The following is a 20,209-nucleotide window of genomic DNA, read 5'->3' as shown; positions in this document are numbered from 1 at the left end:
CCACGCAATTCACGTACCTTCCAAGGCGCGCGAGTGCGGGGCGAACCGAGGCGGGTCAGCGTCGGCCGTCGTTGCCGTACCAGTTCTGCTGATTGTCGGCCCCGCCCTGTCCCTGCTGGTCAGAGCCGTAGCCGGCGCCGGAACCGTACTGGCTTCCGTACGTCCCACCACTCTGGTCCGACGTCTGCCCACCAGTGTTCTCATTGGAGTTAAAGAATGGTTCAACTCCTGGGGCGGCGGGGTTCTCCTGACCGGTCTGCTGCTGCGACTGGTCCTGGTACCACCCGTTCTGGATGGCTTCCTGCGCCTGCTGGTCCGCGCCGCCCTGAGCGTCGTAGGGCTGCTGCGGGGCGTACTGGGAGGGGTCGTAGGCCTGACCGTACTCGTTCTGCTGAGCGGCCCCCTGGCCGTACTGCTGACCATAGGCCTGCTGGGAGGCATCGGCCGTGTACTGCTGACCGTAGGCGTCGGCGCCGTAGGCCTGCTGCTGAGCGGAGTCCTGACCGTAGGCGGCCTGCTGGGCACCGGTGCCGTACTGCTGACCATAGGCCTGCTGAGCCCCGGTACCGTACGCCTGCTGCTGAGCCGCGGAGTCCTGACCATAGGCCTGCTGAGCGCCCGTGCCGTACTGCTGCTGAGCGGCCTCCTGGCCGTACTGCTGACCGTAGCCCTGCTGGGCGTCGGTACCGTACGCCTGCTGGGCGCCGCTTCCGTAGCCCTGCTGGGCTCCGGTGCCGTAGGCCTGCTGCTGAGCCGCGGCGTCCTGACCATAGGCCTGCTGAGCGCCGGTACCGTACTGCTGCTGAGCGGCCTCCTGGCCGTACTGCTGACCGTAGCCCTGCTGAGCGTCGGTACCGTACGCCTGCTGCTGAGCCGCGGCGTCCTGACCATAGGCCGCCTCCTGGCCGTAGGCCTGCTGCTGGGCGTCGGTCCCGTACGCCTGCTGAGCGGCGTCCTGGCCATAGGCCTGCTGCTGAGCGGCGGCGTCCTGGCCGTACACGGACTCCTGGCCGTAGACGGCCTGCTGGGCGTCCTGTCCGTACTGCTGACCGTAGACCTGCTGGGAGGCGTCGGCCTGGGCCGGGTAGCCGGGCTGGGCGAACGGCTGCTGCGTGCCCGTCGGGGACGGGAACTGCTGCCCGTACTGCGCCTGCTGCGGCTGCGCCCGCGGAACCACGGTCGGGTCGTTGAAGATCTTGATCAGGTAGAACCCGAAGAAGCCGAGCACCGCGCCCTGAGCCGCCCTGGACAGGAAGCCGGCGAAGGCGAGACCGCCGTTGTCGACCTCGATGAACCCGCTGATCAGCCCGATCAGGCAGAAGAGCAGACCGACACCGGCCAGGATCATCGTGGTCAGGACCACGGGGAAGGCGGACTGACGGGCCCGCTCACTGGTGAAGACCAGGACCACCGCGGCTACCAGAAGCAGCGTGACCGTGAGACCATAGAAGGAGTCTCCGGCCCAGTTCATGGACCGGGCGAAGCTTCCGCCGATCTCGCTCGCCTCGATGATGAGCCTGATGAGGCCCGAGAGCATCGTGACGCCCGCCGCTCCCAGCAGGACCCAGGCCCCGGGGAGGCGTAGGCGTTCCAGTGTTTCGTTGTTCAAGAGAGGTTCCCCTCTGCTGCTTCGCCGTCGCGTCGGAGGAAGCTTGGCATATCGTCGGACTGTCGGGTGAATCGGCTCGGCCGGGCACGGGCGGACACTGGGGACACCGAACGCGGAGCCGATGGGGTGGGATGGCGGCCGAGGCCCGAAGGTTCACCGACCTTCGGTACCGGATCGGACACGAAGGATCGCGCCCACCACGGGGCAGACGACCCATACACGACACCAGCCTGCCAGACTTGGGCGCATGCGGATAGTCGTACCGGCCGGCGGTATCGGCGGCGCGCGTTTCCTCCGCGGCCTCAAGGCCGCACTCGGAACGGACGCGTCGACCGGCCCCGACCAGGCCACAGACCACCAGATCACCGTCATCGGCAACACCGGTGACGACATCACCCTCTTCGGTCTCCGGATCTGCCCCGACCTGGACACCGTGATGTACACCCTGGGGGGTGGGATCAACGAGGAGCAGGGCTGGGGCAGGGCCGACGAGACCTTCACGGTCAAGGAGGAGCTCGCCGCCTACGGGATGAAACCCACCTGGTTCGGTCTGGGCGATCGGGACACCGCCACGCATATCGTACGTGCCCAGATGATCGCCGCGGGCTACCCCCTCTCCGCGATCACCGAGGCGCTGTGCGACCGCTGGCGCCCCGGCGTGCGCCTCCTCCCGATGACCGACGACCAGGTCGAGACGCACGTGGTCATCGAGGACGAGCGGGGACGACGGGCCGTCCACTTCCAGGAATGGTGGATCGAGCACCGCGCCGCTCTGCCCGCCGAGCGGATCATCAGCGTGGGCGCGGAGGACTCCCGCCCCGCCCCCGGCGTGATCGAGGCCGTGAAGGAGGCCGACCTCGTCCTCCTCCCCCCGTCCAACCCGGTGGTGAGCGTGGGCTCCATCCTCAACGTTCCCGGGATCCGCGACGCCCTGGTCGACAAGACCGTGGTGGGCGTCTCTCCCATCATCGGCGGCGCGCCCGTCCGCGGGATGGCCGACGCCTGCCTGACCGCGATCGGCGTGGAGACCTCCGCGGGCGCCGTCGCCGCGCACCTGGGCTCGGATCTACTGGACGGTTGGCTGGTCGACGAGGCGGACGCCGGCACCGAGGTCGAGGGCATCGAGGTCCGTTCCCGTCCGCTGTACATGAGCGATCCCGAGTCCACCGAGGCGATCGCCCGTGCCGCTCTGGACCTGGCGCTGGAGCTGCGCGGGGACGGGGGCCGATGAGCGTCGAATTGCGGATACGCGGTCTTCTCGGCATCCCGGAGGTCCGTTCGGGCGACGATCTCGCGGAACTGGTGGCCGAGGCCGTGGCCGGTTCCGGCCGGCCCCTGGTCGACGGGGACGTGCTCGTCGTCACCTCCAAGATCGTCTCCAAGGCCGAGGGACGTTCGGTCCGGATGGACCGCGAGAAGGCCATCGACGCCGAGACCGAGCGGGTCGTCGCCCGCATGGGTCGCACACGGATCGTGCAGACCCGGCAGGGGTTGGTGATGGCGGCGGCGGGAGTGGACGCCTCCAACGTCGAGCCGGGCACCGTTCTGCTGTTGCCCGAGGACTCCGACGTCTCCGCGCGGACCCTGCGGGCCGGAGTCCTCGACCGTCTGGGCGTGCGCGTGGGCGTGGTGATCTCCGACACCTTCGGACGCCCCTGGCGAGAGGGGCAGACGGACGTGGCCATCGGGGCGGCCGGGCTGCGCGCGCTCCAGGACCTGCGCGGCACGACCGACGCCCACGGCAACCTCATGGAGGCGACGATCAACGCGATCGCCGACGAGGTGGCGGGCGCCGGTGAGCTGGTCAAGGGCAAGACCTCCGCGATACCGGTGGCCGTGATCTCCGGCCTGGGCGATCTGGTGACCGAGGAGGACGGTCCGGGGGCGGCCGAGCTCGTGCGGCCCGCCGACGAGGACATGTTCCGTTACGGGTCGCGTGACGTGGTCCCGGCCCGACGGACCGTACGCTCCTTCTCCGACCGTCCGGTCGACCCGGCCCTGGTACGTCGCGCGGTCGCCTCGGCGATCACCGCGCCGGCCCCGCATCACACCACGCCGTGGCGGTTCGTCCTGGTGGAGTCGCCCGAGACCCGCGAACGTCTGTTGGACGCGATGCTCCAGGCCTGGGTGGAGGACCTGCGCGGGGACGGTTTCACCGAGGAACAGATCGCACGACGGACCCGGAGGGGCGACGTCCTGCGTCGGGCCCCCTATCTGGTGGTGCCCTTCCTGGTCGCCGACGGGGCCCACCCGTATCCGGACGAGCGTCGTGCCGACGCCGAGCGGTCCATGTTCCTGGTCGCCATGGGCGCCGGGGTACAGAACCTGCTGGTGGGCCTGGCCATGGAGGGTCTCGGGTCGGCCTGGATCTCCTCCACGATGTTCTGCGCGGACGTGGTCCGCGAGGTGCTGGAGGTCCCGGAGGAGTGGCGTCCGATGGGGGCCGTGGCCGTGGGGTACGCGGCCGAACCGCCCAAGGACCGTCCGCCCCGTGATCCGGAGGACTTCGTCGTGGTGCGCTGAGGCTCCCACCCCGTGTGAACACGGACGACGCGCCGTACCGGCCCACCGGGCACGGGCGGCGCGTCCTCACGTCGAGTGGTCCCGCCGAGCGGCATGCTGGTGCGGTCGACCGACGGGAGGGGCCGGGTGAACGTCGAGGAGTATGTGATCGCCGCGCTGGTCGTGGTGATCGCGGTCATCGTGGGGCAGTTGATCTCCGGACGTATCCGCGTGCCCGGATCGGTGGTCCTGGTGATGGTGGGGATGCTCCTCGGAGTGATCCCGTGGATGCACTCCCTGTCGGTCAGCCCGGAGATCATCCTTCTGGTCTTCCTGCCCCCGCTGATCTACAACGCGGCGTTCTTCTCCTCTCCCAAGGACATGCGCGACCTGATGCGCCCCATCATCGTGATGTCGGTGGGGGTCACCCTGCTCACCGCCCTGGGGCTGGCGTCCGTCATCCACCTGTTGCTCCCCGACGCCGGGTGGCCGGCCGCCATCGCCCTGGGCGCGGCCATCGCCCCGACCGACGCCGTCGCCGCCTCGGCGATCCTCAAACGCGCCGGCACCCCGCGCCGCGTGCTCACCATCCTGGAGGGCGAGTCCCTCATCAACGACGGCGTGGCCCTGACCCTGTTCAGCCTGGCCTTGACCGCGATGGCCCATCCGCTCACCCCGGGAGACGCCCTCCTGGAGCTGGGCAAGGTCGTGGTGGGCGGGCTGGCCTATGGGGCCCTGATCGCCGTGCTGGTCGCCTGGGCCCGTGTCCGGATGCGCGACGCCTCCCTCCAGCTGATGACGGTGCTGGTCACCCCGTTCGTGGCCTACATCCCCGCGGAGATGGCCGGGTTCTCCGGGGTTCTGGCGGCGGTCGTGGCCGGCTTCTATCTGGGCACGCACGGCGAGGGGCTGCTGCCTCCCCGGGTCCGGTTGAACGGTCGGACCATCTGGACCGCCCTGGTCGGCCTTTTGGAGGCCACCCTGTTCGTCCTCTTGGGCCTGCAACTGGACGCGGTGGTGCTCGCCGTCCGCGAGAGCTTCGGCTTCGTACAGCTGTTCCTGGTGGCCTTGGTGGTGACCGCCACGGCGATGGCGCTGCGCATGACGCTGATGCTGTTCGTCGTCCCGATCCAGAGATTCGTCCCGAAGATGCCGCTGGGGGTGTCGACCTTCCGAGAACGCGTCGCGATCGGGTGGAGCGGTATGCGCGGCGCGATCTCGCTCGCGATCGCCCTGTCGCTCCCGACGACGTTGGACGGACAGGCCTTCCCCGAGCGGGGCGCGCTCATCTTCATCGCCGGGGTGGTGGTGATGGGCACCCTGGTCGGCCAGGGCACGACCCTGCCGTGGGTGCTGCGCAGACTGGGCCTGACCGACGAGGGGACCCGGCAGAGGGAGTACCTGCGGGCCGAGTACGAGATGGGCTGCGCCGCGGTCCGCAAGGTCGACGAACTGTTCACCGAGGGCGACGTCGACGGTAGGACCGCCGACGCCATGCGCGAGCGTTACTCCATCCGGATCGGACAGGTGAAGAGCCTGTTGGAGGCGGAGGAGGAGAAGTCGGAGCTGGAACTGCACAAGGCCAAGAAGGGCCTCGAGAACCGTCGCGCGATCCACGAGCAGATCATCCAGTCGCGGCGGGACGCCCTGATGGACCTCTACCGTTCCGGCACGATCGACTACGACGTGTTCACGAGGCTGAACCAGGACATGGACATCCGTGACGGCGGAAGCGGCCAGTACGGGCTTTGACCAGCGGGGAAGGCGTTCCTGGTACCGGGTGCCCAAGAAAACCGCAAACTTTCCTTACCGTTTCCGTTGACGCACCCCGTCGTCAACTTTAAAGTTTCCTAACAATTACCGGCTCACGGAGCTAGGACCCTTCGTCCCCCCGCTCGACGAAAGGAGCACCCCCCCGATGCTCACCTTCCGGAAGACCCGGCTCGCCCTCCTCGGCGGCCTCGCCGCGGTCGCCACCGCGCTCGTCTCCACCGGTGCCGCGGCCGCAGAGCCCGCCCAGGTCGAGAACACGCCCGACTCCGCGCAGACCCAACAGACCGAACAGTGGCTCACCGGCTACTGGCACAACTTCGACAACGGCTCCACCGTGATGCCGCTGTCCGAGATCCCCTCCGAGTACAACCTGGTGGCGATCGCCTTCGCCGACAATCACCCCCAGCTCGACGGCGGTATCACCTTCAACCTCGCCGAGTCGGAGCTCGCCGGTTACACCGACGCCCAATTCCGCGAGGACATCGCCGCCATCCAGGCCGAGGGCCGCAAGGTGATCATCTCCGTGGGCGGCGAGCTCGGTCACGTGAACGTCACCAACCCCACCCAGGCGCAGAACTTCGCCGACACCACCTACGAGCTCATGCAGGACTACGGGTTCGACGGCGTCGACATCGACCTGGAGCACGGCATCAACGCCGAGCACATGTCGAACGCGCTGCACGACCTCAGCGGCAAGGCCGGCTCCGACCTGATCGTCACGATGGCCCCGCAGACCATCGACTTCCAGAGCCCCACCGCCGAGTACTACAAACTGGCGGAGAACATCTCCGACATCCTCACCATCATCAACATGCAGTACTACAACTCCGGCTCCATGCTGGGTTGTGACGGCAACGTCTACCAGCAGGGCACACCCGACTTCGTCGCCGCCCTCGCGTGCATTCAGCTGGAGATGAACCTGACCCCCGACCAGGTCGGCCTGGGTCTGCCCGCCGTCTCCTCCGCCGCGGGCGGCGGATACATGGCGCCGAGCGGCGTCGTCTCCGCCCTGGACTGCCTCCAGACCGGCAACGGCTGCGGCTCCTTCTCCCCCGAGACCCCCTACGGTCAGATCGGCGGCGTGATGACCTGGTCCATCAACTGGGACGCCACCAGCGACTACGCCTTCGCCCGGACGGTCTCGGCCGCCCTGCGATAACCGACGAGAACACCCGCGGGACCCACACTCCCACCCGCGGTCCCACGCGGCCCCCTCCTCCCATCCCGGGGCCGCCTCCCCAGAGGGGCGGGACGCCATCCCCCGGCGTCCCGCCCCTTCTTCGCGCCTCCTCGGTCAGACCAGGGGGAGACGGGGGCGCAGGATGCCGGGGGCGACGCCGTCGCTGGCCTCCGCCGCGCGCAGGCGCTCCTCGGAGACCGGACCGTACGTGGTGGTCCGCTGACGCAGCGGCCGGCCGGTCGGCTCCACCAGCGCCTTGATGTCACTGATCGTCTTGTACGAGCCCTGACCGGAGCCCGCCATACGGCTGATGGTCTCCTCCATGAGGGTGCCGCCCGCGTCGTTGACCCCACCCTCGAGCAGCCGTCGGAACGTATCCTCGGCCAACTTGACCCACGAGCCCTGGATGTTGTCGATCCGACCGTGCAGGAGCAGCCGGGCCAGGGCGTGGACCGCCCGGTTCTCCCGGACCGTCGGGCCGGTGCGGGCCAGGCCGGCCAGGTAGATCGGCGCGCTGGTGTGCACGAACGGCAGCAGGACGAACTCGGTGAAGCCGGGGCGCCCGTTGTGTTCGAGGGAGCGTTCCTGAAGGGAGCGCAGCAGCTTGAGGTGAGCGACCCAGTGGTGGGGGGAGTCCACGTGGCCGTACATCATCGTGGAGGTGGTGGGGATCCCCAGGTCGTGGGCGGTGGTGATCACCTCGATCCACTCGCGCGCGGGCAGCTTGCCCTTGGTGAGGATCCAGCGGACCTCGTCGTCGAGGATCTCCGCCGCCGTGCCAGGGATGGAATCGAGCCCGGCCTCCCGTGCCCGGGTCAGCCACTCGCGGATCGGCAGGTCGGTGCGGGCAGCGCCGTTGACCACCTCCATCGGGCTGAAGGCGTGGATGTGCATGTCCGGTACGCGTTCGCGCACGGCGGCCGCGATGTCGAAGTAGGCGGTACCGGGCAGGTCCGGGTGGATGCCGCCCTGCATGCACACCTCGGTGGCGCCGGCCTTCCACGCCTCCTCGGCACGGTCGGCGACCTGGTCGAGCGAGAGCGTGTAGGCGTCGGCGTCGGTGCGCCGCTGCGCGAAGGCGCAGAAACGACAGCCGGTGTAACAGACGTTGGTGAAGTTGATGTTCCTGGTGACGACATAGGTGACGTCGTCGCCGACGGTGTCGCGGCGCACCCGATCGGCCAGGCCGGTGAGGGCTTCCAGGGCGTCGTCGTCGGCGTGCAGCAGGGCGAGCGCCTCGTCGTCGGAGAGCCCCGCCGGATCGCGTTCGGCGCTGCGCAGGGCCGCGGCGATCTCCGGGTCCGCACGTCGGGGCACCGCTCCGCGGCGGTCGACCCCGGGGGCGAGCTCGTCCCAGTCCCCGTAGACCGCGTCGAAGTCGCCGCGCCGATCCTCGGTACGTCCCTCGGAGTCGATGCCGGTGTGCAGGTCGGTGCGGCCGGTGGAGACCAGGACCGCCTCCGGCTCCTGCCAGGGGCGGCCCACCGGTACGGCGTCCTCGCGGGCCAGACCGGTGGCCGGATCCACCAGGGCGTCGATGTGTCCGCGCAGACGCGGGTCGACCCAGGGCTCACCGGCCCGGATGTACTCGGGGTAGACGGTGAGACGCTCACGCAGTGTGAAGCCCTGGGCGGAGGTGCGTTCGGCCAGATCGTCGATCTGCGGCCAGGGACGTTCGGGGTTGACGTGATCCGCGGTGAGCGGCGAGACGCCGCCCCAGTCGTCGATGCCCGCCCGGATCATGAGCGCGTACTCGTCCACGCCGCCGTTCTCGGCGCCGATGAGGTTGGGCGGGGCCTGGATGTGCGCCTTGGGGCCCATGACCAGACGGGTGACGGCGATGGTGGCGGCCATCTCCTCCCGTTCGGCGTCGGGACGGTGCATCATCGCGGTGTCCGGTTTGGCGCGGAAGTTCTGCACGATGATCTCCTGAACGCCGCCGTAGCGGCGGGAGACCCCGCGCATCGCGAAGATCGACTCGGCCCGGTCGGCGAGCGTCTCGCCGATGCCCAATAGGAGGCCGGTGGTGAAGGGCACGCTGGAACGGCCGGCGTCCTCCAGGGCGCGCAGCCGGACGGCCGGATCCTTGTCGGGGCTGCCGTAGTGGGCCTGGCCCTTCTCTCTGAAGAGTCGGCGCGAGGTGGTCTCCAGCATCATGCCCATGGAGGGGGAGACCGACTTCAGGCGCTGGAGGTCGGACCAGGTGAGCACACCCGGGTTGAGGTGCGGGAGCAGCCCCGTCTCCTCCAGCACCATGATCGCCATGGCCCGGACGTAGGACAGGGTGTCGTCGTAGCCGCGGGAGTCGAGCCACTCCGCCGCCTGCCTCCACCGGTCCTCGGGGCGGTCCCCCAGGGTGATGAGGACCTCCTTGCAGCCCATCTCCGCGCCTTTTCGGGCGATCTCCAGAACCTCGTCCGGGGACATGTAGGGGGCTTCGAGGCGGCCGGGGACCGTGGCGAAGGTGCAGTAGTGGCAACGATCGCGGCACAGGCGGGTGAGGGGGACGAACACCTTGCGGCTATAGGTGATCACGGCGCCTCGGCCGGAGGCCTCCAGGCCCGCGTCGCGGACCCGTCCGGCGTATTCGAGGAGGCGGTCGAGTTCCTCTCCTCGCGCGTGCAGGAGGGTCTCCACCTCGGTGGCGTCCAGGGTCTTGCCGTCTCGGGCACGGGCCAACGCCCTGCGTATGGACGATGCCGTGGGGGTGGGGATGGGGACGGGATCCGACTCGTTCGCACCACTCATAGGTGCACCCTACGTTCCCGCCCCGCCACGGAGACAGCCGCACCCGCCGTCGGATCGAGGGCGGATCCCGGGGCCGTCGAGACCGGACGGATCCGCCCTGTGGACGAACGGAAAGGGAGGGGTCGCGCCGGTTAGGCTTGCGGGGTGCTGACTCGGCTGCGACACAACGTGTGGATCCGCCTTCTCCTGCTCGTGCTGGTGTGCGCCTGCGCGGGGCTGGCGCTGCACACCAACTGGACCCAGGCGCGCGGGGCCGTGACCGACCTCCCGCTCTGGGTGCCGCCCACCGCCGTCCTGGCCGGCATGGCCGGGTTGGCCGCTCAGATGCTCGCCTGGCGGTCGCTGCTGTCCGGGCTGGGCTCCCCTCTGCCACGTGCCGCCGCCGCGCGGGTGATGTTCGTCGGTCAGCTCGGCAAGTACCTTCCCGGGTCGGTATGGGCCTTCGTCGCCCAGGTGGAGCTGGCCCGGGACTGGAACGTGCCCCGCTCCCGCGGAGCCACGGCGACCCTGGTGGCGATCGCGGTGACGGTGTCGGTGAGTCTCGCGGTGGCGGCGGTGGCGCTGCCGCTGTCCTCCGTCGAGGCGGCCCGCCGCTGGTGGTGGGCGCTGGCCGCCGCCCCCGTCCTGCTCGCCTGCCTGCACCCTCGGATCCTGGGGCTGGGGCTTCGTGTCGCGGCCCGCCCCTTCGCCCGGTTCCGCGAGGTCGCCGAGGCCGGCCCCCTACGGATCGGCGGGGGCGCGGTGGCGGCCTCGGTCGGTTGGACCCTCGTCGCCTGGATCCCGCTGGGCCTGCACGTGTGGCTGTTGACCTGGGCCGTGGGCGGCGACGCCCTGCGTTCGCTCGGACCCGCGGTGGGCGCGTACGCGCTCGCCTGGACCCTGGGGCTGCTCGTGGTGTTCGCCCCGGCCGGGCTGGGCGTGCGCGAGGTGGTCCTGGTGGTGGCGTTGGCCCCGGTGGTGGACGCCGGAGCCGCGCTGGTGGTGGCGGTGCTCTCCCGCCTGGTGATGACCGTCGCCGACGTGGGGTGGGCCGGACTGTCCCTGGCCCTGTCCAGAGCCCCGGCCGCCCCCGAGCCCGAGCCCGAACGCGCCTGACGCCTCACGACGGCCGGCCCCGTTCAGGCCTCCAGGAGGCGTTCGATGTAGGCCTTCCAGTACGGTTCGGCGTCCACCGGACGCACCCCGGCGCGCAGGCGCTCGGGGACACCCGGTCGGTAGAACTCCGCCAACACGCGCGCCAGGTCGGCGACGTCGTCGGGGGCGCACAACAGGCCGTCCACCCCTTCCCGGACGTGGTCGGCGAGCGCGCCCGCCCGGGTCGCGACGACCGGGAGCCCGTGTTCGTGGGCCAGCCACACGTTCTGGCTCGCGGTGGCGGCCCGGTAGGGCAGGACCACCGCGTCGGCCTCGGCGAACAGCTTCGGAAGTTCCTCGGCGGGGACGTACCCCTCGCGCAGATGGACCCGATCGACCAGGCCCAGTCTCCGGATCAGGGCGACCGTCTCCTCGGAACCGCCCCAGAACTCGCCCGCCACCGTGAGGGTCACGTCGCCGGGGACACCCTCGGCCATGGCCCGCAGCAGCACGTCCACCCCCTTGTAAGGGCGGACGATCCCGAGGAACAGCAGGTGGCGTCGCTCGCCGGCCTCTCCCCCCGGATGCGCCCGCTCCCCACCGGTCTCGGGCAGGTGCGGCGGCATCGACGCGACCAGAGGACGGCGCCGCCCGAAGCCCAGCAGCCCCTCGGCGAGGTGGGCCTGCTCGTCGGTGTGGGTCAGGACCCCGTCGACCCGGCGCAGCAGAGCGCGGACGAGTGAGACGTCCACGGCTCGACGTTCGTGCGGCAGGACGTTGTGGCACAACACCACCACCCGGGCCCGTCGACCGCGGACCGAGCGCAGCCCGGCGAGGACGCCGAGGTAGGCGGGGACCTGGACCGGCGAGAACAGGGTGAGCACCACCAGGTCCTCCGAACGTGCCAGACGGCGGCCGGTGGCCCACCAGCCGTCCGGCCGGTACCAGGCCAGCGCGTGGCGGGTGTCGGCGAACGGCTCTCCCTCGGGGGCGGTGATGGTCTGCTCGCCCGGGTAGAGCGCCGAGGGGTACTGGGCCGCCCACGACTCGATCCGGGTCCGGTGTCCCGCTCCGGCCAGATGATGGGCCAGCTCGGTGGTGTGCCGTGCCCCGCCGCCCTTGTAGGGGTGGGCCGGGCCTACAAGGGTGATCCGCGGGTTCACGGGTGCTCCCTGGAACGCACGATGAGGTCGGCCAACAAGGCGATCGCCGCGAAGATCAACCCGGTCATGAGGATCATGACGGTGTTGTTGGGGATGTAGAGCGGCTGTTGTACCTGGTCGTAGACGAACTTGACGGTCCCCAGCCCCAGGAGCCACAGCGCGGGCGGCATGAGCACCTTGAGCGGGTTGAAGTACATGACCATGCGCAGCACCTGGAGGATGTACCGGTAGGCGTCGCGCACGAAGTGGAACTTGGAGGTGCCCGCGCGCTTGGCGTACTCGATGGGCACGTACTCGACCCGATGCTGGTTGGACAGGAACGCCAGGGTGATCGTGGTGACGCAGGAGAAGCCGGGCGGCAGCAGTCGCAGGTAGGGGCGGGCCACGTCCCTACGGAACACCCGCAGGCCGGAGTTGAGGTCGGGGATCCTGGTGTTGGTGAGGCGTTCGGCGATCTTGCGGATCATCCACTTGGCCGGGACCCGCAACAGCTTGTGCGTCCCCATCTCCTGGGTGCGCGCCCCGACCACCTGGTCGATCTCCGGGGAGGCGTCGAGCCTGGCCACCAGTTCGGGGATGCGCTCGTTGGGGTAGCTCATGTCCGCGTCGGTCCACACGACGTACTCGCCGCGCGCCCGTTGGCTGCCGATGCGTCGAACGGTCCCCGCTCCCCCGTTGTGCCCGAAGGCCACCACCCGCATGTGCGGGAAGAGGTGTTCGACGTCGCGCAGCCGGGCCAGGGTGCCGTCGTTGGAGGCGTCGTCCACCGCGAGCAGTTCGTATCCGTATCCGGAGGCGTCCATGGCCGAGCAGATCCGCTTGACCTCGTCGACGACGTGCTCTTCCTCGTTGTAGCAGGGCAGGACGATCGTGACCCGTACGGAAGGGTCGTCGGTGTGCTCTTCGCTGTGGCTCATACGGTTCTTCTCGACGGGGCGGTCGGTGGCGGGTCCCCGGCACGGCGGTCGCCGTCGGGAACGGGAACGCGGTTCACTCCGGAGCCGGTGGGACGACGGTCCACACACTGCCCTGGAAGTCCCAGGAGCCGGTCGGGGGTGTCATGAGCGTACTCGGGTCCATGTCCGCGATCACGTGGAAGTGCCGCTCGGCTTCGGCCCCGTTCCCGGTGAGCTCGTCGAGCGTCGCCCACTCCGGTGCGGCGAGCACGGGGACGCGGCCACGTTCGTACACGGCGGCGGTCACTCGTTCGACGGCCTCGGGGCTGTGGTCGTTCAGGGCGGCGGTGGGGGCGCCGCAGACGTTGCGGATGAGCGGCATGTAACCACCCGCCATGCCGGAGTCGACCACGAGCACCGACGCCTTCGGCGGGAGCGAGGCGCACAGGCGTTCCGTCTCGGCGACCGTCCCCACGTCCTGGCGGTAGCCCATGATCCCCGCGGCCGAGGTGGCGGCGGTGGGGACCAGCAGGGAGGCGACGGCCCCGGCGACCACGACCGGGGGCAGCGACCGCATGAGGGACCGCTGTCCGGTGTTGCGGGCGACCGCCTCGCAGTAGCGGGTCAGCCTGGCCAGGAACCACAGGGCGAAGAGGATGAACGCCGGGATGACCAGCACGATCAGCCGTCGACTGGCCCAGGGGTGGTCGGGGGTGATGGCCGGACGCAGGAGCGTGGTGGTCACCGTCCACACCAACAGCATGGCGGGCAACATCCACCAGAGGTCGCGGCGCAGGGCGAGCCGCCTCAGGACGAGGGCCACGCCGAGGGAGGCGAACAGCACGGCGCCCAGCCCCACGTACCAGCCCACCCAGTACAGGCTCATGTCGTAGTAGGTGCGGCTGCCCTCGATCGGCAGCCCCTCGAAGCCTTGGACCGCCGCCACCCACTGGTCGGTGAAGTCGCTGCCGTGCCCGTAGTCCGGCCACAGCAGGGGTCGGACGGCGAAACCGAGCATCACCAGGACGGTGACCCCCGCGACCGCGTCGGGCAGCCATCGGACGCGTTCGGTGTGCGGTGGTCCGTGGCGCCACAGGGCCGCGGTGAGCACGACCGTGGCGAAGACGACCCCTCCGCTGATGAGGAGCAGCGGGACCATGGAGTCCGACAGGTATTCCAGGTACGGGAGTGAATAGCCGTATCCCGCGACGAGCCCGTACACCACGCCGACGACGAGCCCTCCGAGCAGCGGGAGGGCCTGCCCCCTTCGCGCGACGAGCAGCAGACCGATGAAACCGATGACCGGGAGCAGATCGCGGATGGCGTCGATCCGCACCAGGACGCCGAGTCCGAACACCACGCCCGCGGTGGCCGCGAGGGTGTGGACCGCACTCCAACGATCCGTGAGGGCGCTGCGCCGGGACAGGGCGTCGAACGCGATCACCAGCCCGCCGAGCAGGAGGATCTGGGCGAGGGGCTCACTGTAGGTGAACCTGCTGACCCACTGTTGGGGCAGGCAGATCGCCAGTACCAGGGCGGCCAGGGGCGCCCAGCGCGCTCCGACCAGACGCGCGGTGAGCCCCGCGAAGGTGAGGACCCCGAGGGCTCCCAGGATCGGGGTGGTGACGAGCATGCCGTCGAGACCGCCGAGCCAGTAGCCGATCGAGAGCACCAGGGGCGCTCCGGCCATGAACTGGGGCCAGATGACGTCGTCGCGCTCGTAATGCGCCAGGCTCTGGTAGCTCAACGCGGGATCGTCCCCCGCGATCAGCTCCCGCTGCTGTGGGATGGGCAAGTGCCCGTATTCGGCGATCCACGTCGTGTACATGGCGTAGGACGCGGGATCCCTACGGATGACCAGGGCCTCGGCGTGGTAGGCGATCTGGACCGCGGCGAAGGCCACGGTGATCAGCAGGACCGCCACCACCGGCCACCAGGGGACGTCGTCCAGGTCGGGGACCAGGCGGGGCAGGAGGGCACCGGCGGCCACCACGGCGGGCAACCCCAGCACGAGGCCGATCATCGGGGTGAACCAACCGCCGACCAGAAGCGGAAAGGCGACGAGAAGCCAGGCGGAGAGGGCGATCGCGGGAAGCGCGGTCACGCGGGCGAGGAGCCGTCCGGGAAGCAGACGCATGGGGCAACTCTGACAGCTTCCGGCATCGTACGCACACCGATCGGCCTTCTCGGAGCGGCCATGACAAACACCCACACCCCCGGTCACCTCGGCCTTGTGGGTCGGGTCCGGGCGCCGGGAAAGTAGCATGAGCCCATGTCCGATTCTCCCGCGCCCCTGTGGCGTGCCCTCGTCGCCTCCGAGCCCTCCCGCCCGTTCGTGACCTCCTACGACGATCTCGGCGATCGGGTGGAGCTGTCGCGGGCGACCCTCGACAACTGGGTCTCCAAGACCTCGAACATGCTGGTGGACGGGTTCGGTACCCAGCCGGGCGACCGGATCGCGGTGGCGCTGCCCGTGCACTGGCAGTCGTTGGCGTGGGCGCTGTCCGCCTGGTCGGTGGGGGCCGCCGTGGTGCTGGACGGTGACGGGGTCGCTCCGGGCACGGAGGTCGCGGTGACCGACGAAGGTCGGTTGGACGCGGCTCTGGACGGGGGCGCCGAGGAGGTCGTGGGCACCTCGCTCGATTCCCTCGGGATGCCGATGCGCGAGGTCCCGCCGATGGTCACGGACTACACCGTGGAGGTGCGCGGGCACGGGGACCACTTCCCGGCCTATCGGGTCTCCGCCGAGGAGCCCGCTCTGGAATCGAACGGTCGGACGTTCACCGGGGCCGAACTGGTGGCCGCCGGACGTGAACGCGCCCGCGTGTGGAAACTGGGAGAGGACGACCGGTTGGCGGTCGTGGTCCCCTCGGACGCTCCGTTGAGCGCCCTGGGCGAGGATCTCTCGGTACTCCTGGCGGCGGTGGTGTCCGGTGTCCCCTTGGTCGTGACGCCCGCCCCGGCCGAGGGCGAGCGGGAGCGTTTCCTCAAGAGGCTGAGCGCCGAGCGGGTGACCGTCCTGTTCGGTGAGGGCCTCGACGAGGATCTCCCCTTCCGGCGAGTGAGCTGACCGGCACCTCGAAAAGGGGCGATGGCCGGTTCCGGACCTTTCCACCCATAGGTCCGCTCTGTTAGAACGACCCGGTGGACAACACGACCCTCATACCTCTCCTCATCATCCTCGTATGCGCCGGTTCCTTCCTCTATAAGGGGATACGCGGCTTCTTGGCCGCCTCCAAGGAGAACCGACGTGTACGAGAGCTGGACCGATCCGGTGTTCGCGCTCGCGGAGTGATCGCCGTCGTGCATCCGCTGGAACGCTCTCCCCACGGCCACCGGGTGACCGTGACCGTGGAGGGGGGCGACGGCCGCCGTTGGGAGGCCGTCGACGCGTCGGGGCTGAACGGCTACCTGGTACGCGAGGGCACCCCGGTCGAGCTGACGTACGCCGCCGGAGACCCCCTGAACATCCGGGTGGAGCGCGCGGCGTTCCCCCTACCGCCCCAGGGCCTCTATCCCCTGTATCCGCACGGGCTCCCGAAGCCGCCCTCGCCGGTGTGGCCCCTGCTGTACGCGGTGGGCGGCGCGGCCCTCGTCCTGGGCGTCGGCGTCCTCGTTCTGAACGGGGGCGAGGCCGCGGGGAGGTTCGTCCCGCTCCTGTTCGCCGTCCTCGGACCGGTATTCCTCGTTCTCGCCGTCCGCGGCCTGATCCGTCGCGGTACCGGAGAGCGGAGACTCACCGCGGAGGCGACCGGGGTGGTCACCGACGCCTGGACCGAGGTACGTCGGCGAAAAGGGAACAACGAGCGACACCGCACCTATCGAGTCCACCCGTTCACCCTCCACTTCCGGGCGGCCGACGGACGCGAGGTCCACCACCGTCATCCGGTCGCGAGCGGCTCCTTCGAACCGGTGGTCGACCAGCCCCTCCAGGTCCGCTACGACCCGGAACACCCCGCCGACCACGCTCTCGTCGGCCACATGAACGCGGCTCTGGGCAAGAGTGTCGCGCTGTTCTTCATCGGACTGGTGTCCACCGTCCTCGGGGTGGCGCTGACCTTCGTGTTCTGGTCGACGCCCCCGGTCTGATCCGCCCTCCCGACCGAACCCGGCCACCGGGTCGCGGTGTCACCGCCTCCTCCTCTTCTCACGTTCCTTCTCCCGCTCCGTCCTCCTCGCCTCCCGTGCCATCCGCTCCTCCCGGGCGAGACGTTCCATCTCGACCCGGTACAGGTCGGCCGCCTGAGCGCTGAGATCGTGGTGCATGGGCCCTCCTCGGTCCGTCACACCGGGAAACCTCTTCCCGATGTCTCCAGACTTCCGATAAGGACCCCCGCGGCACATCGGGAGAGTTCCTCGAACGACGACGCCGCGACCCTCCTTAGAGGAGGCGTCGCGGCGTCGGGGGTCCTTAGACACCCCTCACGGAGCGAGGCGGGCCCGAGGTCCGAACGACCGGTGGAGCGCTACGGGCCGTCGGGTTCGCGCGGGTCAGGCCTCCCTGTAGTAGGGGTCGGCCGCCTTACCCTCGCGTCGTTCCTCGTCGTAGGTGTACACCTCACGGCCGCCGACGAACACCCGCAGAGCGCGACTCATGATGTCGAGCGGATCTCCCGACCAGACCACCACGTCGGCGTCCAGACCCGGCTTCAACGAGCCCACGCGGTCGTCCAGGCCCATGATCTCGGCGGGGTTGATCGTGAGCGCGCGGATCGCGGAGTCGCGGTCCATGCCCTCCTTGACGCACAGGATCGCCTGGTAGACGAGGTATTCGATGGGGATGACCGGGGCGTCGGTGGTCAGGGCGACCTTGACGCCCGCCCGGTCCAGGATCCCGGGACCGGCCAGCGTACGGTTGCCGACCTCGACCTTGGAGCGGCTGGTCATCAACGGTCCGGTGATGACCGGGATCTCGCGTGCGGCGATCTCGTCCGCCAACAGGTGGCCCTCGGTGCAGTGGTTGATGATGAGCCGGTAGCCGAACTCGTCGGCCAGCCGCATCGCGGTGTGCATGTCGTCGGCGCGGTGCACGTGCTGGCACCAGGGGACATCGCCGTCGAGTACCTGGACGAGGGTCTCCAGGGTGTTGTCCCGGTCGAAGGGGGTCCCCTCGCTCCGGGCGTGGTCGCGCTTGGCCTTGTAGTCCTGCGCCTTGGTGAAGGCGTCACGGATGACCGCGGCCACACCCTGGCGGGTGGAGGGGAGTGTGTTCTTGTCGCCGTAGACGCGCTTGGGGTTCTCGCCCAGGGCGCTCTTGACGCTGGCCGGCTCCTTGAGCAGCCGGTCCTCCATGCTGCGGCCCCACATCTTGATGGCGACGGTCCGGCCGCCGATGGGGTTGCCCGAACCGGGCTTGATCACGGAACTGGTGACACCACCCGAGAGAGCGTCGACGAAACCCTGGTCGGCGGGGTTGATCGCGTCGATCGCCCGCATACGGGCACCGTTGGGGTCGGTCATCTCATTGGTGTCGTCACCGGCCCAACCGATGGTCTCCTCGTGGATTCCGACGTGGCCGTGGGCCTCGACGAAGCCGGGCAGGACCCACTTGCCGGCGGCGTCGACGACCTCGACGCCCTCGGGCACGGTGACCTCGTCGGCGGCGCCCACCGCGGTGATCCGCCCGTCCGAGATGAGGACCGTCCCGCCCTCGATGGGGTCTCCCACGACGGGCACGACGTATCCGGAGGTGATAGCGATATCCATGGCGGGCAACCTAACCCATCCCCGGACACACCCCCAAGACCTTTCCGGCACCGATCGGTCAACGACCCGCGCCCGGTGTCACTCGGCGGAGGGGTGCCCGCAGAGGAGCTCGGACTCGGGGGTGAGGTCGACACAGGCCTCCTCGATGGCGTCGCGCACCATCCGGCAGTGGCCGACGTCCTCGCTGTCCCCGGTGAGCTCGCCTCCTTGAGCGGCGAAGGCGTAGACCATGCTGGGTCGGTCGGCGAACTCCATCATCCGGAAGGCCCCGCCCAATCCCGGGTGCGAGGGCGTCTCCTCGGGGATGATCGCGAGGCTGACGATGCCCGCCTTGATCAGATCGGCGAGGAAGGCGCGCTGCTCGTTGAGGACCTGGGGACCGCCCTGGGGGCGTTGGAGCACCGACTCGTTGAGGACCACCCGCAGTTCCGGACCGTCCGGGCCGGTCATCGCCGCCCTGTCGGCCATCTCGTCGTCCACGAGGGCCTCGATCTCCTCCGGGCCCACATGGGAGTAGAGCGGTTCCAGGATCGCCCGCGAGTACTCCCGGGTCCGCAGGAAGGCCGGGACCGTCATCGGCTGGTGCTCCCACAGGCGTGTGGCGTGCGTACCGAGTTCGCACATGTCCCCGAACTCGTTCGGGAAGGCCTCGGCCTGGAGCGTGATCGCCCAGGCGTCGACCAGGCGGTGTTCGGCGCCCAGGGCCGTGTCGACCCGTTCGACCAGGGAGCGGGCGGGTCGGCAGTGCGCGTCCTCGACCTCGCGGAGCTTGTCGTCGGTGACCCCGACGCTCTCGGCCAGTTCGGCGCGAGAGAGCCCCCGGTCGGAGCGGGCACGCAACATCCGCGCCCCGAAGGGGAGCCACATCGCCGAAGGCAACGCGGAGTTCATACCCATAACCTCTCCCGTTCTCGCCGACGCCTCGAGGGGCGTGGCGTGACATACCCTCGGTGCGACACCCCGGCCCCTTGGAGACGACCTTCTCTTGGCTCGGGGTGAATGGTCAAGCGACGAGGCGGGTGCGGCCATCCTTGACAAGTCAGGACAAAGTCGGCGATGTCGCCCTAGCCTGTCGAGTGTTTCCCCCGATTGGAAGGTCCGTTGGTCTACCTCGCCCTCTTCCTCACACTGATGTCGCTGGCGTTCTGGGTGTACGTGCTCTTCGACGTCATCGGGTCCGACGCGGAACGGATCCGGCTCCTCCCCAAACCCGCCTGGGCCGTGATCGTCCTGCTCCTCCCCAAGATCGGCGCCATAGCGTGGTTCCTGCTCGGCCGTCCGCCCCGTGAGCCCGCCGTGAACGGACCGGTGGGGCCGCCCTCCCCCTTCCCCGAATACGAGCACCCCGGGCGGGCCCGGGCCGCCACCCCGGAGGAGGACGAGGAGTTCCTGCGTCGCTGCCGTGAACGCGCGGAGGAGCAGCGCCGTCGGGCCCGCGAGTTCCAGGAGCGTGAGGAGCGCGAGCGTCGTGAGCGCGAGCGACGTGAACAGGGATCGGACCGTCGTGAACGGGACGGTGACGAGGACCCGACCGGACCCTCCGTATGAGAGATGTCCG

At 69.8% G+C, this 20,209-nt stretch carries 16 protein-coding genes; 8 read left to right on the top strand and 8 right to left on the bottom strand.

Annotated elements, in window-relative coordinates:
- Positions 1-55: 55 nt before the first annotated feature.
- Positions 56-1,609, bottom strand: a complete 1,554-nt coding sequence (locus tag U9J66_RS11325) for a hypothetical protein (RefSeq protein WP_326337643.1) — start codon at positions 1,607-1,609, stop codon at positions 56-58.
- 247 nt (positions 1,610-1,856) lie between these two features.
- On the opposite strand from U9J66_RS11325, the gene cofD reads away from it, so the two are divergent.
- The 4 genes from cofD to U9J66_RS11305 all read left to right on the top strand — a co-directional run bounded on the left by cofD (position 1,857) and on the right by U9J66_RS11305 (position 7,043).
- Positions 1,857-2,840 (top strand): 2-phospho-L-lactate transferase, encoded by a 984-nt coding sequence (gene cofD, locus U9J66_RS11320; RefSeq protein ID WP_014913327.1) that lies wholly within the window; start codon positions 1,857-1,859, stop codon positions 2,838-2,840.
- A complete protein-coding gene (locus U9J66_RS11315) occupies positions 2,837-4,132 on the top strand; it encodes a coenzyme F420-0:L-glutamate ligase (RefSeq protein WP_326337642.1) in 1,296 nt (431 codons plus the stop codon). The genes cofD and U9J66_RS11315 overlap by 4 nt, the downstream gene beginning before the upstream one ends.
- Before the next feature lie 126 nt (positions 4,133-4,258).
- Positions 4,259-5,863, top strand: a complete 1,605-nt coding sequence (locus U9J66_RS11310; RefSeq protein ID WP_017533506.1) for a Na+/H+ antiporter — start codon at positions 4,259-4,261, stop codon at positions 5,861-5,863.
- A gap of 166 nt (positions 5,864-6,029) precedes the next feature.
- On the top strand, positions 6,030-7,043 hold the full coding sequence (locus U9J66_RS11305) for a chitinase (protein WP_161110564.1): 1,014 nt from the start codon (positions 6,030-6,032) through the stop codon (positions 7,041-7,043).
- A 135-nt stretch (positions 7,044-7,178) separates the two neighbouring features.
- Here the strand turns inward: U9J66_RS11305 and U9J66_RS11300 are convergent, their stop codons facing one another.
- Complete coding sequence (locus U9J66_RS11300; RefSeq protein ID WP_326337641.1) at positions 7,179-9,812, bottom strand: bifunctional FO biosynthesis protein CofGH; 2,634 nt, start codon at positions 9,810-9,812, stop codon at positions 7,179-7,181.
- Positions 9,813-9,956: 144 nt separating this feature from the next.
- On the opposite strand from U9J66_RS11300, the gene U9J66_RS11295 reads away from it, so the two are divergent.
- Positions 9,957-10,907: a lysylphosphatidylglycerol synthase domain-containing protein gene (locus tag U9J66_RS11295; RefSeq protein ID WP_042283083.1), complete on the top strand. Its 951-nt coding sequence runs from the start codon at positions 9,957-9,959 to the stop codon at positions 10,905-10,907.
- A gap of 23 nt (positions 10,908-10,930) precedes the next feature.
- Here the strand turns inward: U9J66_RS11295 and U9J66_RS11290 are convergent, their stop codons facing one another.
- The 3 genes from U9J66_RS11290 to U9J66_RS11280 all read right to left on the bottom strand — a co-directional run bounded on the left by U9J66_RS11290 (position 10,931) and on the right by U9J66_RS11280 (position 15,082).
- On the bottom strand, positions 10,931-12,049 hold the full coding sequence (locus U9J66_RS11290) for a glycosyltransferase family 4 protein (protein WP_326337640.1): 1,119 nt from the start codon (positions 12,047-12,049) through the stop codon (positions 10,931-10,933).
- Positions 12,046-12,966: a glycosyltransferase family 2 protein gene (locus U9J66_RS11285; RefSeq protein ID WP_014913525.1), complete on the bottom strand. Its 921-nt coding sequence runs from the start codon at positions 12,964-12,966 to the stop codon at positions 12,046-12,048. The genes U9J66_RS11290 and U9J66_RS11285 overlap by 4 nt, the downstream gene beginning before the upstream one ends.
- A 73-nt stretch (positions 12,967-13,039) precedes the next feature.
- A complete protein-coding gene (locus U9J66_RS11280) occupies positions 13,040-15,082 on the bottom strand; it encodes a hypothetical protein (protein ID WP_326337639.1) in 2,043 nt (680 codons plus the stop codon).
- A 135-nt stretch (positions 15,083-15,217) separates the two neighbouring features.
- On the opposite strand from U9J66_RS11280, the gene U9J66_RS11275 reads away from it, so the two are divergent.
- Together U9J66_RS11275 and U9J66_RS11270 are read left to right on the top strand one after the other, a co-directional pair.
- Entirely contained in the window at positions 15,218-16,015 is a 798-nt protein-coding gene (locus U9J66_RS11275; protein ID WP_326337638.1) for a TIGR03089 family protein, read from the top strand.
- A 74-nt stretch (positions 16,016-16,089) separates the two neighbouring features.
- Positions 16,090-17,034 (top strand): DUF3592 domain-containing protein, encoded by a 945-nt coding sequence (locus U9J66_RS11270; RefSeq protein ID WP_017533499.1) that lies wholly within the window; start codon positions 16,090-16,092, stop codon positions 17,032-17,034.
- Between the two features lie 39 nt (positions 17,035-17,073).
- On the opposite strand, the gene U9J66_RS11265 is transcribed toward U9J66_RS11270, so the two are convergent.
- From U9J66_RS11265 to U9J66_RS11255, 3 genes are all read right to left on the bottom strand, one after another.
- Positions 17,074-17,211, bottom strand: a complete 138-nt coding sequence (locus tag U9J66_RS11265) for a hypothetical protein (RefSeq protein ID WP_014908672.1) — start codon at positions 17,209-17,211, stop codon at positions 17,074-17,076.
- 225 nt (positions 17,212-17,436) lie between these two features.
- Positions 17,437-18,651, bottom strand: coding sequence for an amidohydrolase (locus U9J66_RS11260; protein WP_326337637.1), 1,215 nt, complete (start codon positions 18,649-18,651; stop codon positions 17,437-17,439).
- A 78-nt stretch (positions 18,652-18,729) separates the two neighbouring features.
- Positions 18,730-19,548, bottom strand: coding sequence for a helix-turn-helix domain-containing protein (locus U9J66_RS11255; RefSeq protein ID WP_014911076.1), 819 nt, complete (start codon positions 19,546-19,548; stop codon positions 18,730-18,732).
- A gap of 204 nt (positions 19,549-19,752) precedes the next feature.
- On the opposite strand from U9J66_RS11255, the gene U9J66_RS11250 reads away from it, so the two are divergent.
- A complete protein-coding gene (locus U9J66_RS11250) occupies positions 19,753-20,199 on the top strand; it encodes a PLD nuclease N-terminal domain-containing protein (protein WP_014912790.1) in 447 nt (148 codons plus the stop codon).
- Positions 20,200-20,209: the final 10 nt, after the last annotated feature.

Source organism: Nocardiopsis sp. LDBS1602 (genome assembly GCF_035818715.1).
Lineage (GTDB): Bacteria > Actinomycetota > Actinomycetes > Streptosporangiales > Streptosporangiaceae > Nocardiopsis > Nocardiopsis alba.
Note: the sequence above shows the minus strand (reverse complement) of the source record. Positions and strands in the feature narration are given on the sequence as shown.

Excerpts from the sequence above, each read along its gene's own strand:
- cofD (WP_014913327.1), top strand. The coding sequence starts at position 1,857 with ATGCGGATAGTCGTACCGGCCGGCGGTATCGGCGGCGCGCGTTTCCTC.
- U9J66_RS11315 (WP_326337642.1), top strand. The coding sequence starts at position 2,837 with ATGAGCGTCGAATTGCGGATACGCGGTCTTCTCGGCATCCCGGAGGTC.
- U9J66_RS11305 (WP_161110564.1), top strand. The coding sequence starts at position 6,030 with ATGCTCACCTTCCGGAAGACCCGGCTCGCCCTCCTCGGCGGCCTCGCC.
- U9J66_RS11300 (WP_326337641.1), bottom strand. The coding sequence starts at position 9,812 with ATGAGTGGTGCGAACGAGTCGGATCCCGTCCCCATCCCCACCCCCACG.
- U9J66_RS11285 (WP_014913525.1), bottom strand. The coding sequence starts at position 12,966 with ATGAGCCACAGCGAAGAGCACACCGACGACCCTTCCGTACGGGTCACG.
- U9J66_RS11280 (WP_326337639.1), bottom strand. The coding sequence starts at position 15,082 with ATGCGTCTGCTTCCCGGACGGCTCCTCGCCCGCGTGACCGCGCTTCCC.
- U9J66_RS11275 (WP_326337638.1), top strand. The coding sequence starts at position 15,218 with ATGTCCGATTCTCCCGCGCCCCTGTGGCGTGCCCTCGTCGCCTCCGAG.
- U9J66_RS11265 (WP_014908672.1), bottom strand. The coding sequence starts at position 17,211 with ATGCACCACGATCTCAGCGCTCAGGCGGCCGACCTGTACCGGGTCGAG.
- U9J66_RS11260 (WP_326337637.1), bottom strand. The coding sequence starts at position 18,651 with ATGGATATCGCTATCACCTCCGGATACGTCGTGCCCGTCGTGGGAGAC.
- U9J66_RS11255 (WP_014911076.1), bottom strand. The coding sequence starts at position 19,548 with ATGGGTATGAACTCCGCGTTGCCTTCGGCGATGTGGCTCCCCTTCGGG.